The organism is Christiangramia aquimixticola, from assembly GCF_048285835.1.
Lineage (GTDB): Bacteria > Bacteroidota > Bacteroidia > Flavobacteriales > Flavobacteriaceae > Christiangramia > Christiangramia aquimixticola.
Genome location: NZ_JBLVTL010000002.1, coordinates 529,430 through 546,406 on the forward strand (window position 1 = coordinate 529,430; position 16,977 = coordinate 546,406).

A 16,977-nucleotide genomic window follows, 5' to 3' on the forward strand; every position below is an offset into this window, starting at 1 on the left:
GGCTTCAGAAGTCAGGCATATCGCGGTCAACGATACCACGGCCACGGTGGTTAAGGATACCACGACTTCAGATTCCATGCTTATTTACTGGACAGAAAAGAACACTTTTGGGATGAACCTTAGCGAAGTGGCCTTTGTTAACTGGCATTCCGGAGGTAATAACTCGGTTTCAGCTTTGTTCTATGCAAGTTTCGATAGGAATTTTCAAAGAGACCTCACCATGTGGAAGAACTCGGCTAAGTTGCGCTACGGGATCAATGCTCAGGAAGGACGGGAAATCAGGAAGACTGAAGATGAATTGCGTCTAAGTTCCTCCTTCGGCTTTAGAAGTGATAGTACTTCAAACTGGTATTATTCAGGAAAATTTAGTTTTAACACGCAGTTTTCCAACGGATATAAATATCCCGATACCGAGGTGGCAATCTCCAGATTCATGGCTCCCGGTTATACGTTTTTAGGGGTGGGAACAGAATATTCACATCCAGATGAAGACCTTACTGTTTACCTGTCTCCCATAACTTTTAAATCAACTTTTGTAATGGACCAGCGGTTGGCCAACGAAGGGATGTTTGGGGTGCAGCCTGCGGTAACAGATCAGCTTGGAAATATCATTCAGGAAGGAGAAAATGTACGAACGGAATTTGGTTTTCTAGTCACCAGTGAATTTAGTCGGGAAGTTTTTGACAATATCAATCTTAATAACCAGTTGAGTTTATATTCAGATTATCTCAATAAGTTCGGAAATGTGGATGTCGACTGGCAATTGAATGTGAACATGAAAGTGAACGATTTTGTTAAGGCCAATGTTGGTTCACATATAAGGTATGATGACGATGTAAAATTCAAGGAAGATACCAACGGGGACGGGAAGTTGGAAACCTCCGGCCCCCGTGTGCAACTCAAGCAAATGCTTGGTGTGGGTGTGGTATATGAATTTTAGTACTAAATACTCTGACCTTTATATCTTTTAAAGGAGGCTACCGTCAATCCATCTGTCAGGGAAGCTGTATAAGAGCAGATCCCAATTAATTTTTCATACACAGATTCACTGTCCTGTAATGGCTCTAATTGCGGAACAGATTTTAGGACCAGTTTTGTGAAATTAGACTCTTCCACATTGTTTTCCGGTAACAGGGCCTTCGTGTAAATATCAAGCAAATAGGATAACATTTTGTATCCTGCGATCTCTTTCCCGATAACTTCTTCACTTTGATAGATCTTCTCGACACTTATTTTTATGATGTCTTTTATCTGAGCCTCATAACTGCTTCTGTCAAAAAGGGAGTCATGAAATTCACCATTTAAGATCGCTTCCTCATTTTGAAGAAATATATCAGCAGCTTCAGTGATTAGAGTATTTATGGCAAGAGCTCTTAAATATGCCAGCCTGTCGGCCGTGCTTTTTAGTTCATGATATTTTGAGGTATTGATGTTATCCTTAACCAGTTTGATAAGGTATTCCAGAGCATAATCTTCGTCGATTAAGCCAAGGTTGATCCCGTCTTCAAAATCTATGATGGTATAACAAATATCATCTGCAGCTTCCACCAAAAATGCTAATGGATGTCTTGCATAGCCAATATTTTCTCCTTCACGCGTTTTTTTAAGACCGAGTTCTTCCGCAACTTCCTGAAATGTTTCCTTTTCACTCTGAAAGAAACCGAACTTTTTATCTTCAATTTTGGCCGATGGCTTATGCGGAAGGGATTCCTTTGGGTATTTTGTAAAAGCTCCAAGGGTTGCATAGGACAGTCGGAGTCCTCCTGTAATTCCCGGTCGGTTTTCAGTAAGTATTCTGAAGCCGTTAGCATTACCCTCAAATTTCACCAGATCCTGAAATTCTTTTTCTGAAAGCTGGTCTTTAAAGCGCTTTCCATTTCCATGACTAAAGTATTCCCCAATCGCCTTTTCTCCGGAATGTCCAAAGGGAGGATTTCCAATATCATGCGCCAGGGCTGCAGCCGCGACAATGGCTCCAAAATCGTTCATCTGGTAGCCAAAAGTGTCTTTTAAATGCGGATGTTTTTCCAGCAATTTTTGACCGGTCAATCTTCCCAAAGATCTTCCAACTACCGAAACTTCCAGACTATGCGTAAGCCGGGTATGGACAAAATCTGTTTTAGAAAGCGGGATCACCTGCGTTTTATCCTGAAGACTTCGGAAAGCTGAAGAAAATATGATACGATCATAATCCACCTCAAAACCCAGACGGGTTTCATTTTGTTCTTTTCTTAATCTTTTATGTTTATCTCCGAATCTTTTAAGCGATAAAAGTTGGTCCCAGTTCATATAATCTATTGTTGTGGCTCAAAAATATAAAAAAGGGAAGCAATAACTACTTCCCCTTCTCAATTCAAATTTGAATTAGCCAGATTTTTACGATCCGCACATCAGGCAGTCATCGCCTTCAGCTTCCCTGGATTGAGCAATAAGTGCTTTAAGTTCTTCAGGCGTCAATGCCCCTTCGCCTTCTTTAAGAGATGATTGCTGGACTTTGACATCTTCCATTATTTTTTCTGAAGAGATTTCCATAGCTGTAGCCATCTCCGGTACAGGTTCTTTTTTCTTCTCCTTTTCCAGAGTGAATTTAATGGCATCCACGGCAGATTTTGTTCTTAAATAATACATGCCGGTCTTAAGTCCGCTTTTCCAGGCATAAAAATGCATGGATGTTAATTTGCTGTAACTCGCATTTTCCATGAACAGGTTTAGCGACTGTGACTGATCTATAAAATATCCTCTGTGGCGAGACATATCGATAATATCTTTCATGCTCATTTCCCATACAGTCTTGTATAATTCTTTTAGATCTTCCGGGATCACATCTATATCCTGAACAGAGCCGTTATTTCTCATAATGGCGTTTTTCACTTCTTCATTCCATAAATTTTTAGAAACAAGGTCCTCCAGTAAATGTTTGTTAACCACAATAAACTCTCCTGAAAGGACCCTGCGTGTGTATATGTTGGAAGTATATGGTTCAAAAGCTTCATTATTACCTAATATCTGAGAGGTTGATGCGGTAGGCATTGGTGCGAGCAACAAGGAATTTCTAACTCCATTTTTCATCACCTGTTTGCGTAATTTTGCCCAGTCCCATCGGCCACTCAGCTCTTCATCTTTGATCCCCCACATATTATATTGAAACTCTCCTTTGCTTATTGGGGAGCCTTCAAATGTGGAATAAGGGCCTTCTTCTTTTGCCAATTCCATGGAAGCCGTTACCGCAGCGAAATAAAGGGTTTCAAAGATCTCCTGGTTCAGTTTTTTTGCTTCATCAGAGGTGAAAGGCATTCTCAATTTAATAAAGGCATCTGCCAGCCCCTGAACTCCCAGTCCTACTGGACGGTGTCTCATATTGGAATTTTCAGCTTCTTTTACCGGGTAATAATTACGGTCTATTACCTTATTTAAGTTTTTAGTTACCCTTTTGGTGATCTTATAAAGTTCTTTATGATCAAACTCATTGCCTTTAACAAACATAGGAAGCGCGATGGAGGCAAGGTTACAAACGGCTACTTCATCTTCGCTGGTGTACTCAAGAATTTCGGTACATAGATTGGAAGAGCGAATGGTTCCAAGGTTCTTTTGATTGGATTTTCGGTTCGCTGCATCTTTATAGAGCATGTAGGGAGTACCGGTCTCAATTTGTGATTCCATGATCTTCTCCCATAAATCTCTGGCCTTGATCGTTCTTCTGCCTTTATCTTCAGCTTCATATTTCTCATACATGGCTTCAAATTCGTCACCATAGGTATCATAAAGTCCGGGACATTCGTGTGGACACATCAAGGTCCATTTTCCATCATCCTGCACTCTTTTCATAAACAGATCTGGCATCCACATGGCATAAAAAAGATCACGGGCACGCATTTCTTCCTTCCCATGGTTCTTTTTCAGGTCAAGAAAATCAAAAATATCGGCATGCCACGGTTCCACATAAATGGCAAATGATCCTTTTCTTTTACCACCGCCCTGATCCACATAACGCGCGGTATCATTAAAGACGCGTAGCATTGGAACGATCCCGTTGGAAGTACCGTTAGTACCGGAAATATATGAGCCGGTTGCCCGAACATTATGGATGGAAAGCCCTATTCCTCCGGCAGATTGAGAGATCTTGGCTGTTTGCTTTAAAGTGTCGTAGATGCCATCGATGCTATCGTCTTTCATAGTTAATAGAAAGCAGGAAGACATTTGAGGTTTTGGCGTTCCTGAATTAAAAAGAGTAGGCGTAGCATGGGTGAAGAATTTCTTGGACATAAGCTCATAGGTTTCTATGGCGGCGTCAAGATTGTCTACGTGTATTCCAATAGAAACACGCATTAGCATATGCTGAGGTCGTTCAGCAATTTCACCGTTAAGTTTTAAAAGATAGGAGCGCTCCAGGGTTTTAAAGCCAAAATAGTCGTAGCCAAAATCACGGTTATAAATAATAGTTGAATCCAGTTTTTCTTTATTCTGCATTATAACCTCATACACTTCATTTGATAGTAAGGGTGCTTTTTCACCGGTACGTGGATTCACGTACTCATAGAGATCTGTCATTACTTCAGAAAATGATTTCTTCGTATTCTTATGCAGGTTGGAAACAGAGATTCTGGCAGCAAGTTTAGCATAATCGGGATGCGAGGTGGTCATGGTTGCGGCGATCTCAGCAGCAAGATTATCCAATTCACTTGTGGATACATTGTCGTATAATCCCTCAATAACTCTCATGGCAACCTTCACAGGATCTACCAGCTCATTAAGACCGTAACATAGTTTTTTTACCCTGGCGGTAATTTTGTCAAACATCACGGGTTCCTTTCTCCCGTCTCTTTTAACTACAAACATAAGCGACTATTTTATCAGGTGGCGGAGAGCTTTTGATAAAGAGCAATAACATCTCTGCCCGGCGGTGAAACCAGATTAATAAATTAAAATTTTTAGTGAGAAATAAAGTTCAACTTGCGCCGGGTTGGGGTTCCCAGCGCAGTTGCACTTTAGAAATCAGCATCAAAGCTGATCTCGTCTGATTCTTTATCCTTATTCATAACTCCCGCTTTCTGGTATTCACTTACTCTCTTTTCAAAAAAGTTAGTTTTCCCTTGCAGGTTGATCATATCCATAAAATCAAAAGGATTGGATACGTTGAATTCTTTTTCACACTCCAGTTCAACCAGCAATCTGTCTGTAACAAATTCCAGGTATTGGGTCATTAGCTTGGCATTCATGCCAATTAAACTCACCGGAAGTGATTCGGTTACGAACTCACGTTCTATATTTAGAGCATCGATTAGGATCTCTCTTATTTTTTGTTTTGGTACTTTATTCACCAGATGCTTGTTGTGTAGGTGAACTGCAAAGTCACAGTGTATGCCTTCATCTCTGGAAATAAGCTCGTTTGAGAAGGTTAAGCCCGGCATAAGGCCACGCTTTTTAAGCCAGAAGATCGAACAGAAAGCTCCGGAAAAGAAAATCCCTTCTACCGCAGCAAATGCTATAAGCCTTTCTGCAAACGAATCAGATTCTATCCACTTAAGAGCCCAGTCTGCTTTTCTTTTAATGGCAGGAAATACTTCAATAGCCTTGAACAGTTTATCCTTCTCGCGATCATCTTTTACATAAGTGTCGATAAGTAAAGAATAAGTCTCAGAATGGATATTCTCCATCATGATCTGGAAACCGTAAAAGAATTTTGCTTCAGAATATTGAACTTCATTTACAAAATTTTCAGCCAGATTTTCATTCACAATTCCATCTGAGGCTGCGAAAAAAGCAAGTATGTGTTTAATGAAATAACGCTCATCCGGACTTAGCTTATTGCTCCAGTCGGTAAGATCCTGATGAAGATCAATTTCTTCAGCAGTCCAGAAGCAGGCTTCCATTTTTTTATACCAATCCCATATGTCATGATGTTTTATTGGAAAGATCACGAAGCGATCTTTATTCTCCTGTAAAATGGGTTCTATCTGAGACATGGTTGTTGGTTATTTAAGCATTATTGGATTTTATTATAATATCCTTAACAAATATTTAAAAATCAGACATATAATGCTACGATTTGGCTTAAACGTTTTCAACAAAGTTGTCAACACAATAAAAGCTGCATTTTTCATAGTATTTTGTTAAACCTGTAGATTAAGTGCTGTAAAATCAGTGGTTTATAACTTGTTAATAATTTTAGTAAGAAGAAATTTTACCAGAGTAATTCACAGATGAAAACTTGCGTAAAAATTGAAGAAAAGAGGGTAAGTTAAAATGCGAAAACCGGCCACTAGTGCCGGTTTTCTAGAAAACAGAATTAATTTTTTGGCTGGCCACCTATTAAAATTTGTGGGGTAAAAAATAAATTCTGCATTCGAATGCTATTATGAAAGCAATGATTTTTTTTAAATCAATTAAAAGGGGGGAGTACTGAAATTCATTGCTAATTTACGCATTATTAGGGTAATAGATTTAATGTTTTAATATTAAAGTAAAAGCTGAGCAGTAATAAAGGTTGGATAAATTGCCAAACTGAAGGTTCCCTCTATAATTTTATGAATTCAACTCTTCGGTTTTGAGCTTTACCTTCGGCAGTTTGATTATCTGCGATCGGGTTTGCTTCTCCATTCCCCTGCGCTTCCAGCCTGCTTTCTTCTATACCCATTTTCAACAGTGCATCTTTCACTGCCATGGCTCTTTTATTGGAAAGCTCAAGGTTGTAATCCGGTTCCCCGTCTGAATCTGTATTACCTTCTATCCGGAATTTTAAGTCTGTATGTGTTTTTAATAATTCAGATATTTCACGTAGAATTCCGCCAGATTCCGGTTTTATGGAAGCTTTGTTTACATCAAAAAGGATCCCATGGGTGATAAACTTTCCTTCTTCCATTACCTTTTCATATAATTCCAAACCACCTTTTGCAATTCGAATATTTTTGATGGCTTTCAAATAATCCTTGTGAGTATCTCCTTCAATACTCATTATCTCCGGGTGCAACTGAATATTAGGGATATTGAGCACACGCTCTTCGTCCATATATACCTTTAAAGCCCTTTTATTATAGGAAATGGCGATATGTTTCCAGCCGGAAAATCCACTTGGATTATTGCTTCCTAAATTCTCGAATGTTCTTCTGTTATTTGATTCTTTTAGTGCAATGCTGGCACCGTTATGCTGTATTTGTAAAGGATAAATGAAATTTCCTTCTCCAAGTTTGAGATAGGAATGATCCCCCTTATAAAACCTTATTAAATATTTTTGCCAGGAACCGTACACATTTTCAAAATAAGCATCAAACTCTATGGTGAATACATCTGAAAGATAATTTTCGCTGCTAATAAGCGGAGTAACAATAGACTTGTTATTTAGTTGGATAACTATTTCTCCATTTAGGACCACATTTTCTGCATTACCCCTAACCAAATCCCATCTCGAGGGAAATTCGCCTACTTTTTCGGTACTAAGGTCGTCTGTAAATATCAGATTGGAACCTGGTACAAAATCATAGGTTGTCCAAAGATCTGTTGATGCTGCGGAATTCGAATCTGGATTAGTGCTGGACGGCACCTTATTGGAAGTCTCCCGGGGTTGCTTTTGAATCTTGGGATTCAGAATAGTGTCCATCACTTTCCCGGTTTCGGTTGATGCTTTTTCCGCTGTTTTATTAACGATCACATTTTCAACCGCCCTGGTAGTACTTTTTTTAATCTTTTTTAAAATCTGCGCATTCCCGGTCAGACTAAAACAAAAAATTGCCAGTAAAATTATTGGTGTTTTCATAATCCTATGCTTTAAAGTTCTTCCTCATTTATCTCGAAGGTTAAGAGCATATTATGGGATTTGGGATCTGGTATTTCAGAAACAAGAGCATATTTTCCCGGCTTAAGATCTGCGGTGAAATATGCTGTGGAACCTCCCGGAAGTTCTTGCGTGCCTCCCAGAAAAACGAGATTTTCAGGTGCCGGGGAGGTTAGGGAGCCAACCTCTAACCAGTTCACCCACTTATTTAAAGTAACCAGATCTTTATCAGAATCATAACGCAGCAGATTTACATCATGGCCTACAAAATTGCTATAGGTCTTCTGGTCCAGAAAATTCACCTTAAATGTCTGAAGTCCGGGCTTAATTTTGTTTTCCAGGACTATTCCATTAGCAGTGGAAATATTCACAACATTTTCAGCTTCCGGCTCGCTGTGATTAGATTTAGCTGAAATAACCTCTATTTCTTCCAGCATCCCCATGGTAGAATGAAAGCTGCCATTGGGCATTTTTACATAACATTCAAGCAGGTAATTCCCAGGCTCAAGGTTTAGAGTAGTGTAGGCGGTGTGACCGGGTGAAACCAGACCGGCTCCTCCTAAGAACTGAATTTGAGAGAACCATTCCGGTAACTCGCCAAATTTTTCAAAACCTTTTTCAGCCTCACCTTGATTTATAAGTTGCATGGCTGCATCAAATACAGGGACTACCTCTTTTTTAGAATCTTCAATATGTTTCCCTTCCGGAAGTTTTTCCAAGATGAAAAAATGAGTGTCACCAGATTTATTCTCATACCGGAATTCCTGCCACCCGCTTTTGATCTTTTTAGGCAGTTCAAAATTCATTCCTTTAGAGGTAACAGTTACTGGTGTATATTCTGCAGCCGAAGATCTTTTGTCATTGGAATAGTCTTTCAAACTTATACTTTCTTCTTTCACCTCCATCTTTTCCTTGCAGGCTGAAAAATTTAAGGTTAATAATAGCAGAGTGCCTGTAACGAATGTGGCTTTAAACTTCATAATGTTATTTTTTAGGTTGGTTAGGATCAATTGTGTGGGACAGTGAATGTTTTAAGCATATTCTTGCTTCTGGGATCCGGGACTTCGGAGATCCATGCATAGGTGCCAGGCGTTAAATTTACCGAGAAATAACCTTTTTGTGAATGGGGTAATTCCTGCATTCCTCCCATAAACTCCACTCCATCTGGTGCAGGGGTTTTAAACTGGTCAGGATCCATCCAATTCATCCAGGTATTCAATTCGTCAATATTTGCCTCCGGAGATAATTTAACCAGATGAACATCATGACCTAAAAAATGGCCGTACGTTGCCTGATCTTCAAAATATACAGAAACCACATGATGGCCCGGTCTAATTTTACCTGAAACCTGGATGCCATTGGTGCTTGAGATCGAAAGGTCTATAGTGGATTTAGGTTCTTTGATTTTGGAAGGCTTATCATTTACTTTAATTCCTTCAATCATTCCTATAGAAGAATGAAAAATCCCATTTTTGGTTTTCACATAACATTCTATTACGTAGTTCCCCGGCGTCATATATACTGTAGATTCAGCAGCCCTATTTGGAGAAACCAATCCCGGTCCTCCCTGTAATACCACTCCCCAGTACCAGGATGGAAGGGAGAAAAAAACATTCATTGCTTCATCTGGTTTTCCCTGTCCTATAAGATCCATTCCCGCTTGAAATAGTGGTACAATTTCATTTTTGCTATCCTCCACCGTTTTACCTTCAGGTAATTTTTCAATAACAAAAAAATGAGGATTGGCGGTGCCATTTTCATAACGAAAAGTATTCCAGCCAGAATTGATTTCTCTGGGAACGATAAAATTCATGCCTTCACTTTTTACAATGATCTTTTTAGAATTTTCAGGAGAATCTTCACCAGACAAATTCACTGTAGTAACTTCAGATTCCAGGTTTGAAATGTCTTCTTTTTCACAGGCGGTGAAAATGCTTATTAACAAACTGAGTAGCAGGAAATAGAGGGCTTTTAGTCGATTGGAAGAATAAATTGTTTTCATGATCTTTAATTTTAAATGAATTGAAAAGTTGATTTGAATGGATGTTTCATATTGCTTTTTCGTCTAATTTAATCCTGCACTCTTTGTTAAATCTGTTTTGTATCTTAGATGAGTGTCTAAGAGGTTAATTATCAGGTAAATGGTTCAGGTTGATATTTTAGGTCCTGCCGAGATCAGGAAGCCGGACGGAGAGTTGGCGCAGTCATTTTTAACCGGACCCAAGCGTCTTGCCTTGCTGGTGTACCTGCTATTAAAAAGACCTTTTGGATATATTCGCAGAGATAGTCTGCTTCCGCTTTTCTGGCCGGAAATGGGACAAAAAAGCGCCCGGAATTCTCTTAGTAATATCCTTTATCATATTCGAAAAACCTTTGGGAATGATGCTATCCTTAATCGTGGCGGAGAGGAAATTCAACTTAACAGAGAGCTTTTTGAATGTGATGTTCAAAATTTTGAAAGGCTGATTAAAAGCAATAAGGTCACCGAAGCTATGAACCTTTACAGAGGAGATTTGTTAAAAGGTTTTTATGTTTCTCAAACCTCTGCCGAATTTGAATTCTGGCTGGAAAATGAAAGGCAACGCTTAAAAAATATGGCCGGCACCTCTGTTTCTGAATACATCAAATCACTTATCAATAGCGGTAATACTAAAGATCTTCAAACTTATACCCGAAGGTCCCTGGAATTGAATATTCCTGAAGAGAGCGATTGCATTCACTGGGTAAGTTCCCTCATGTCTTTTGGGGAGGTTCAACTGGCTCAGAATGTTTACCGCGAATTCCTGAATAATTATTATGCTGAATATGAAGAAGAGCCCTCTGAAAGGTTTATCAAAACTATACAGGAGCTACAAAACGGCAATGGTTTTAATAATGGAGAAATTTCTCATAACCAGGTTAAAAAGTCTCCAAAAATTAAAAACCGAATAGCTGTTCTTCCCTTTGAAAGTATTGGCATGCAGGATGTTTCTACCCTTACACAGGCCATTCACAGCGATATACTTATTAAACTTTCTGCTCTGGCCGGGTTACATGTAATTTCCCGAACTTCTGTTCTTCAATATAAAGAAGCAAACGATAGCGTCCCGGAAATTGCTGAAAGGTTAAAGGTTAACTGGATGGTTGCCGGAGAAGTGATAGAAATGACCGGAACCATTAAAATCAATGTGCGGTTAATTAATGCTGAAGAAGACAGACAGGTCTGGGCCGAAACTTACCTGAGAAAACTGAATGTTGACAATATATTCAAGATACAGGAAGAGATCACCTCAAAAATTACCGATTCCCTTAAATTAAAACTTGATGCAGGAGAGAAAGAAAAAATAGGTAAATCTCCTGCAAATAACCTTGAAGCATATTGTTTATGTGCGCAGGCAAGATGGCATTTTGATCAAAGAACTGAAAATGGGATACGAACCGCTATAAATTTGTTCAAAAAATCCCTTGAACTGGATCCTGCCTATGCATTGGCATATGTGGGCCTCGCAGATTCAATTATTCTTTTGCAGGATTATGGCTATGTGTCCTACAATGATAAAATGATGAATGAGGCGAGAACTGCTGCTCTTAAGGCAAAAGAACTGGAGCCGGATCTGGCTGAAACCTATGCAACTTTAGGCCTTCTATGGGGAGATAAGGGCAGAGTGGATAAAACGATAAAAGACCTTAAAAAAGCTATAAAGAAAAGACCGAGTTATTCTGATGCCTACAATTGGCTGGGCTGGTCTTATAACATTACGGGAGAGCCAGATTTAGCGCTTGTAAACTCCACAAAAGCTGTAGAGTTAAATCCTTTATCACCGGAAGCCATTAGCAATCTCTCATTGGCTCATTTAATTAATGGAAATTTTAAAACTTCCATAAGACAGGCTAGGCAAATACAGGTTTTAAATGCCGAATGGACTACCAGTTATTTCTATGAGGCTGTAGGATTGTACCATATTGAAAAATATGAAGAAGCAAAACCTTTGCTTGAGGAGTTAAAAGTTGGGTGGGCCGGGAACGGAGTCGATAATTTAAAAGCGCTGATTCATTTTCAGTTAAATGAAATGGATCAATTAAATAATTTGGTACAGAATTTTAAAGAGATAAAAGATCATTTTGGACTGGCCTTAATTTATGCTGCCAAAAATCAACCCGATTCAGCCCTTTCAGAATTAGGAAAAATAAAAAAATGGGATTACTGGTCGTCTATTGCGATCTTCAGCCTATTTAAAAAGGAACTTTCAGTAATTACGGGGTCACAGGAATTTTCCGCGATAAAACAGCAGGCAAAGCGCTACTGGGGAGTTTGAGGTTTAATTTCTTCAGCAACTTTTTCCAGCTCCTTATACCAATCTTCACCAAATTTTCTAACCAAAGCTTCTTTGACGAACTTGTAAATAGGCACTTGTAATTCTGCTCCCAGGCTACAGGCGTCATCACAAATTTCCCAGCGGTGATAATTTACCGCAGAAAAGGTGGAATATTCCTGAATTCGCACCGGATAAAGGTGGCAGGAGACCGGTTTCTTCCAGTCGATATCTCCCTGATTGTATGCTTCTTCAATGGCACAAAGTGCGGTGCCTTTATCATCAAAAGTAACATACGCGCAATCTGCTTCATTGATAAGCGGAGTTTCAATTTCTCCGTTTTCACGGGTTATGTAGACACCCTGTGCTTCAATAGCTTCGATCCCTTCCTTGCGAAGGTAAGGTTTCACCTTGGGGTATATTCTTTCCATGATCTCCCTCTCCTCAGGTTCTACGGGAGCCCCGGCTTCACCATCTATACAACAAGCACCTTTACATGCAGAAAGGTTACACAGGAAATCGTTTTTAATGATCTCTTCTGAAACTAAAGTTTTACCTAATTGAAACATGGGACAAAGATAAATTTCTATGTTTTAAGACGAAGAAAATACCGCTTAAAATTTACAGAAATTTAACTCTGAAAAGGAATTGTCAATTAGAAAAGATGAAGTACTTTTGCCGGCAATTTTGAAAGAAGTAAGTTATGTTTAAAGTGTTAGATTTCAGGCAAATATTCACTGCAGGGATGATCCTTTTTGCGGTAATCGATATTATTGGAAATATCCCGATTATCATTGATCTGAGGAAAAAAGTTGGCCATATACAAAGTGAGAAGGCCTCTATTGTAGCGGGAATAATTATGGTGGTGTTCTTATTTCTTGGAAAGGAAATTTTAAACCTGATTGGGATAGATGTAAACTCTTTTGCCGTCGCCGGGTCTTTTATCCTTTTCTTTCTGGCTTTGGAAATGATTCTGGGAATAAGTCTTTATAAGGATGATGCACCGGAAACTGCCTCTGTAGTTCCGCTGGCTTTCCCATTGATCGCAGGTGCTGGAACGATGACTTCTCTTGTTTCTCTTCAGGCTGAATATGAAACCGTAAATATCATTGTGGCTATCTTAATCAATATTATATTTGTCTACCTGGTTCTTAAATCTTCTGCCAAGATCGAAGGTTTTTTAGGATCACAGGGAATCAATGTTATTAGAAAAGTTTTTGGAGTGATACTATTAGCTATTGCCGTAAAACTTTTTGCAGCAAATATTCAGAATTTATTTACATGAAGTATTTTATTTATTTTATCATCTTTCTTGCCGTTGTTTTTATTGGACTTAGCATAAGTGCTCTGGATTTTGAAGCGATTTTTGAAGGGGATAGCGGGAATGCCGTGATCGTAATTTTAGCCTGTCTTTGTGTAATCGTTCTCATGTCCATTCTTCTTGTTTCAAGAACTATATCAAAAAAGCATAATTCGTAAAACGGTTAGGGCTGGAATAAATTTTCTTTAATTGATTTCTGCGGGATTTCAGTTTGAAACCCACTTTAGATTATTTAGTAAGGAATTATAAGTTTTGGTTTCTTATTGCAGAAAATATAAGAAGATACTTACAGGTAAAGCGCTGGCTGCCATCAATAAGAATACCTGATGTAAGCGTTTAAAAATAAGGGCGAATTTTAGCTTTCTTTTAAAAGTTGGATCGTAATGATGGTCTATCTCCTGTTTAATAAGCTTTTTTGAAACGTTAGAAGAACATACCAATATATCCTTTTGCAAAAAGAGGGAAGTGCTGTTATCCAACAATCGGAAACTAACAGCGAGTATAAAGAATAACAACGGGGTTAAGGGCCACACGGCCGATAGATATTCTAAAATATCATTCATTCAACCCAAATTATTATTTTTTCCGGGACAACTCAATGACTTTATCGATTATTCGGTCATCTTCATTTAAATATCGTTCAAATACATTCGTACCGAAGAGTTGTTGAGCGATTTCAGCTTTGATGAACTTTTTTAATAAAGGTTTTTTAGCGTCACTGGTTCTGGTGACACCAAGATTGGTCTGGCCAACATATCTGTCAAAATCATCGACCATTTCGTCAGTGATCTGGATCTTGCTTTTAAAATCTTCACGATCAATGGTATTGTAATATTCTCTGTCCTTTTCCAGGATATCAAAAACAAATCTACTCATATAGCCGCTTCTCAACAGGAAGGTGAGCTTTTCCTTTTCGGGATCGGTATCCTTTGGAACAAAAATATCGGGAATAATACCGCCTCCGCCATAAACAACTTTTCCACCGGGTGTGATATATCGCAGGCTATCATTGACAATGATACTATCTTCATTATTCAATTCACCTTGTTCATAACGGTGCATATAATCATTGAAATAGGTTTTGTTTCCATTCTCATAAGGCTTTTGAATGGATCTTCCTGTAGGAGTATAATATCGTGCTATGGTTAGTCTCACCGCACTTCCATCACCAAGTTCCATTTCCCGTTGCACCAGGCCTTTCCCATAGGAGCGTCTACCTATAATGGTTCCCACATCATTATCCTGTAAAGCTCCTGCTACCACTTCACTTGCCGAAGCTGAATTTTCATTTATTAGCACATATACTTTTCCATTTTCAAAACTTCCTTTCCTTTTGGCAAAAGTCTCCTCAATGGCGCCACTTTTATTTTTCGTGAACAGAATAAGTTTTTCATCTTTGATAAATTCATCTGCTATATTAATAGCTTCAGATAAATAACCGCCGGGATTATCGCGTAAATCCAAAGCGATCTGGGTTGCACCCTGATTTTTTAATTTTTTTATAGCTTTGCTGAATTCCTTATAAGTAGTTTCAGAAAATCGATCGATCTTGATGTATCCAAGATCTTCAGTAAGCATATAATAAGCATCAACACTCTTTAAAGGAACGATTCCACGGCGTACATTAAAGGTTAGCAGATCTTTCATTCCCTTACGAAGTACCTTCAGGGAGACTTTGGTGTTTTCCTTTCCCTTTAGATGACTGGTGATACTATCTGCCGGTATACCTTTATTGAATAATTTATTCCCGTTGGCATAAAGGATTCGGTCGCCGCCTTTTATTCCCAATTTTGCACTGGGTCCGCCTTCAAGCGCCTGGATCACTACAATAGTGTCCTTTACCTTGTAGAAACTAACGCCTATTCCCACAAAATCACCTTTCATATTTTCGGTTACCCGGCTGTATTCATCTTTTGGGATATAAACCGAATGAGGGTCGAGGTTTTCCAGGATCCTGTTAACCGTAATATCCACGATGCTATCTGTATTTACATCGTCTACATATTCATAATCGATATAATCGATAAGTCGGTTTAATTTTTGTTTTTTGGGGTTGGCTGAAAATAGCTCATCCCCGGTATCAAAATTCAGCTTGGCGCCCAGCAGTAATCCTGCTGCACATGCAATGCTGAGCATTAAAGGAATGTATATTTTAGTGCGTCCTTTCAATTTTCAAGTTCTGTTATCTGTTCCAGTTCCACGCCGGCTTTTTTTAGAAACTCCAGCCCGGAATTGTCCTTATAATCTATCATATAAACCAGTCTTTTTATACCCGACTGGTGAATTAATTTACTGCATTCTTTACAGGGGGACATGGTGATGTACAGCGTTGCATCTTTACAACTTTGTGTTGAACCGGCCACCTTTAAGATTGCATTGGCTTCAGCATGTAAAACGTACCATTTGGTATATCCTTCTTCATCTTCACAAAAATTCTCAAATCCAGAAGGAGTTCCGTTGTACCCATCAGAAATGATCATTCTATCCTTCACAATTAACGCGCCAACCTGTTTTCTTTTACAATGAGATAATTTACCCCATTCACGTGCTATTCTTAAATACGCACGATCAAATTTTAATTGCTTCTGCTTATTCATAAAAATCTGATACCCGGTTTTGCAGGGATTAATATTAATTCTCTGCAAATTAAAAGATTATTGTGAATTGTTAAGCTTTGAAGGGGGAATATCTAAAGGGCCATAAAAGTTTTTTGAAGTATAGGCAGGATGATCCCTATAACGATTGACGCTGAAACGAGAATCCAGTCCCTTTTAGAGACATTCAGTATATTCTGCAATACAAAGCCTAAGATCATTACTCCAATTACAACGATCAATTGAGCGGCTTCAATTCCCAAAGCAAATTCCACTAATGGCAGGAACTTATTACTGGTGCCTGAAGCTATCATTTTAAAATAGGAGGAAAATCCAAGACCGTGAATTAGTCCGAAGAAAATGGTTGAAAAATAAAGGATGTTGAAGTTGGTGTTTTTTACTTTTCTCCCTGCCGTCGCAATATCAAATAGTGCGGTAACCAGTATGGTAACGGGGATAAGAAACTCCACATAATTTGAATCTACCTGTACGATCTCGTATACCGAAAGGAACAGGGCCAGGGTGTGACCTAAAGTAAAAAGCGTTACCAGCCATAGCACTCTTTTCCAGGTTATAAAACTATAAGATGCAACCAGAACAATTAAAAATAACACATGATCATATGCTTGCCAATCGAGAACATGGTCAAGTCCAAGCTTGAAATAAAGCCAAAATTGAGACATATATAGAAATATTAACTGGAAAACTCCAAAGTACAATTATTTAGAATACTGGCAAAAATACCATTTTAGAGGTATTTCGCTTCACCGCTCTAAGCTATAATTTTATTGAATACAAAAGCTAAAATGGCTCTAATGGAGGTTTTACGTTCTAAATCACTTAGAACTGTAGAGATGGAATGACTATTAAATTGAAATTAACGGCATAAAAAAAGCCCCGCAATGCAGGGCTTAAATCTTAGGAAAGTAAATATTCTTAGATCTGTGGTTGTTCTTGCTCAACTTCAACCTCAACCTCAGTAGTTTCAAGAGAATCTACAGT

The 16,977-nt window shown here is 38.7% G+C and carries 15 protein-coding genes; 4 read left to right on the top strand and 11 right to left on the bottom strand.

Translation table 11 applies throughout. The features are described 5' to 3' along the window. The first annotated feature begins 46 nt into the window (after window positions 1-46). Complete coding sequence (locus tag ACNKXV_RS06060) at window positions 47-940, top strand: DUF3078 domain-containing protein (protein WP_417906979.1); 894 nt, start codon at window positions 47-49, stop codon at window positions 938-940. Window positions 941-942: 2 nt separating this feature from the next. Here ACNKXV_RS06060 and ACNKXV_RS06065 read toward each other — a convergent pair whose 3' ends face one another. The 6 genes from ACNKXV_RS06065 to ACNKXV_RS06090 all read right to left on the bottom strand — a co-directional run bounded on the left by ACNKXV_RS06065 (window position 943) and on the right by ACNKXV_RS06090 (window position 9,770). Further along, window positions 943-2,289, bottom strand: coding sequence for a deoxyguanosinetriphosphate triphosphohydrolase (locus ACNKXV_RS06065; protein ID WP_417906808.1), 1,347 nt, complete (start codon window positions 2,287-2,289; stop codon window positions 943-945). A gap of 87 nt (window positions 2,290-2,376) precedes the next feature. Next, a complete protein-coding gene (locus ACNKXV_RS06070) occupies window positions 2,377-4,836 on the bottom strand; it encodes a ribonucleoside-diphosphate reductase subunit alpha (protein WP_417906809.1) in 2,460 nt (819 codons plus the stop codon). A 149-nt stretch (window positions 4,837-4,985) separates the two neighbouring features. Beyond that, window positions 4,986-5,963, bottom strand: coding sequence for a ribonucleotide-diphosphate reductase subunit beta (locus ACNKXV_RS06075; protein WP_417906810.1), 978 nt, complete (start codon window positions 5,961-5,963; stop codon window positions 4,986-4,988). A 551-nt stretch (window positions 5,964-6,514) separates the two neighbouring features. Beyond that, window positions 6,515-7,750: an OmpA family protein gene (locus tag ACNKXV_RS06080; RefSeq protein ID WP_417906811.1), complete on the bottom strand. Its 1,236-nt coding sequence runs from the start codon at window positions 7,748-7,750 to the stop codon at window positions 6,515-6,517. Window positions 7,751-7,761: 11 nt separating this feature from the next. Further along, window positions 7,762-8,748 carry a hypothetical protein gene (locus tag ACNKXV_RS06085; RefSeq protein WP_417906812.1) on the bottom strand — a complete coding sequence of 329 codons (987 nt, stop codon included), beginning with the start codon at window positions 8,746-8,748 and terminating at the stop codon, window positions 7,762-7,764. Window positions 8,749-8,774: 26 nt separating this feature from the next. Further along, window positions 8,775-9,770 carry a hypothetical protein gene (locus ACNKXV_RS06090; RefSeq protein WP_417906813.1) on the bottom strand — a complete coding sequence of 332 codons (996 nt, stop codon included), beginning with the start codon at window positions 9,768-9,770 and terminating at the stop codon, window positions 8,775-8,777. Between the two features lie 139 nt (window positions 9,771-9,909). Here ACNKXV_RS06090 and ACNKXV_RS06095 point away from each other — a divergent pair, with 139 nt between their 5' ends. Next, window positions 9,910-12,063 (top strand): hypothetical protein, encoded by a 2,154-nt coding sequence (locus ACNKXV_RS06095; RefSeq protein ID WP_417906814.1) that lies wholly within the window; start codon window positions 9,910-9,912, stop codon window positions 12,061-12,063. Here ACNKXV_RS06095 and ACNKXV_RS06100 read toward each other — a convergent pair. Then, a complete protein-coding gene (locus ACNKXV_RS06100; protein ID WP_417906815.1) occupies window positions 12,048-12,629 on the bottom strand; it encodes a DUF3109 family protein in 582 nt (193 codons plus the stop codon). The two genes, ACNKXV_RS06095 and ACNKXV_RS06100, sit on opposite strands and share 16 nt — an antisense overlap. 134 nt (window positions 12,630-12,763) lie before the next feature. Here ACNKXV_RS06100 and ACNKXV_RS06105 point away from each other — a divergent pair, with 134 nt between their 5' ends. Both ACNKXV_RS06105 and ACNKXV_RS06110 read left to right on the top strand, forming a co-directional pair. Next, entirely contained in the window at window positions 12,764-13,345 is a 582-nt protein-coding gene (locus ACNKXV_RS06105) for a MarC family protein (RefSeq protein WP_417906816.1), read from the top strand. Next, window positions 13,342-13,539 carry a hypothetical protein gene (locus ACNKXV_RS06110; RefSeq protein ID WP_417906817.1) on the top strand — a complete coding sequence of 66 codons (198 nt, stop codon included), beginning with the start codon at window positions 13,342-13,344 and terminating at the stop codon, window positions 13,537-13,539. Before ACNKXV_RS06105 ends, ACNKXV_RS06110 begins: the two co-directional genes overlap by 4 nt. 102 nt (window positions 13,540-13,641) lie before the next feature. On the opposite strand, the gene ACNKXV_RS06115 is transcribed toward ACNKXV_RS06110, so the two are convergent. From ACNKXV_RS06115 to ACNKXV_RS06130, 4 genes are all read right to left on the bottom strand, one after another. Further along, window positions 13,642-13,944 carry a hypothetical protein gene (locus ACNKXV_RS06115; protein ID WP_417906818.1) on the bottom strand — a complete coding sequence of 101 codons (303 nt, stop codon included), beginning with the start codon at window positions 13,942-13,944 and terminating at the stop codon, window positions 13,642-13,644. Between the two features lie 13 nt (window positions 13,945-13,957). Beyond that, window positions 13,958-15,517: a S41 family peptidase gene (locus ACNKXV_RS06120; protein ID WP_417906819.1), complete on the bottom strand. Its 1,560-nt coding sequence runs from the start codon at window positions 15,515-15,517 to the stop codon at window positions 13,958-13,960. Window positions 15,518-15,546: 29 nt separating this feature from the next. Next, window positions 15,547-15,978, bottom strand: a complete 432-nt coding sequence (locus ACNKXV_RS06125; RefSeq protein ID WP_417906820.1) for a deoxycytidylate deaminase — start codon at window positions 15,976-15,978, stop codon at window positions 15,547-15,549. A gap of 92 nt (window positions 15,979-16,070) precedes the next feature. Next, window positions 16,071-16,658, bottom strand: a complete 588-nt coding sequence (locus ACNKXV_RS06130; protein WP_417906821.1) for a HupE/UreJ family protein — start codon at window positions 16,656-16,658, stop codon at window positions 16,071-16,073. Window positions 16,659-16,977 lie beyond the last annotated feature (319 nt).

What these genes read in the sequence shown, in the direction of transcription:
- ACNKXV_RS06065 (WP_417906808.1), bottom strand. Translation starts at nt 2,289, where the DNA reads ATGAACTGGGACCAACTTTTATCGCTTAAAAGATTCGGAGATAAACAT.
- ACNKXV_RS06070 (WP_417906809.1), bottom strand. Translation starts at nt 4,836, where the DNA reads ATGTTTGTAGTTAAAAGAGACGGGAGAAAGGAACCCGTGATGTTTGAC.
- ACNKXV_RS06075 (WP_417906810.1), bottom strand. Translation starts at nt 5,963, where the DNA reads ATGTCTCAGATAGAACCCATTTTACAGGAGAATAAAGATCGCTTCGTG.
- ACNKXV_RS06080 (WP_417906811.1), bottom strand. Translation starts at nt 7,750, where the DNA reads ATGAAAACACCAATAATTTTACTGGCAATTTTTTGTTTTAGTCTGACC.
- ACNKXV_RS06085 (WP_417906812.1), bottom strand. Translation starts at nt 8,748, where the DNA reads ATGAAGTTTAAAGCCACATTCGTTACAGGCACTCTGCTATTATTAACC.
- ACNKXV_RS06090 (WP_417906813.1), bottom strand. Translation starts at nt 9,770, where the DNA reads ATGAAAACAATTTATTCTTCCAATCGACTAAAAGCCCTCTATTTCCTG.
- ACNKXV_RS06095 (WP_417906814.1), top strand. Translation starts at nt 9,910, where the DNA reads ATGGTTCAGGTTGATATTTTAGGTCCTGCCGAGATCAGGAAGCCGGAC.
- ACNKXV_RS06100 (WP_417906815.1), bottom strand. Translation starts at nt 12,629, where the DNA reads ATGTTTCAATTAGGTAAAACTTTAGTTTCAGAAGAGATCATTAAAAAC.
- ACNKXV_RS06105 (WP_417906816.1), top strand. Translation starts at nt 12,764, where the DNA reads ATGTTTAAAGTGTTAGATTTCAGGCAAATATTCACTGCAGGGATGATC.
- ACNKXV_RS06110 (WP_417906817.1), top strand. Translation starts at nt 13,342, where the DNA reads ATGAAGTATTTTATTTATTTTATCATCTTTCTTGCCGTTGTTTTTATT.
- ACNKXV_RS06115 (WP_417906818.1), bottom strand. Translation starts at nt 13,944, where the DNA reads ATGAATGATATTTTAGAATATCTATCGGCCGTGTGGCCCTTAACCCCG.
- ACNKXV_RS06120 (WP_417906819.1), bottom strand. Translation starts at nt 15,517, where the DNA reads ATGCTCAGCATTGCATGTGCAGCAGGATTACTGCTGGGCGCCAAGCTG.
- ACNKXV_RS06125 (WP_417906820.1), bottom strand. Translation starts at nt 15,978, where the DNA reads ATGAATAAGCAGAAGCAATTAAAATTTGATCGTGCGTATTTAAGAATA.
- ACNKXV_RS06130 (WP_417906821.1), bottom strand. Translation starts at nt 16,658, where the DNA reads ATGTCTCAATTTTGGCTTTATTTCAAGCTTGGACTTGACCATGTTCTC.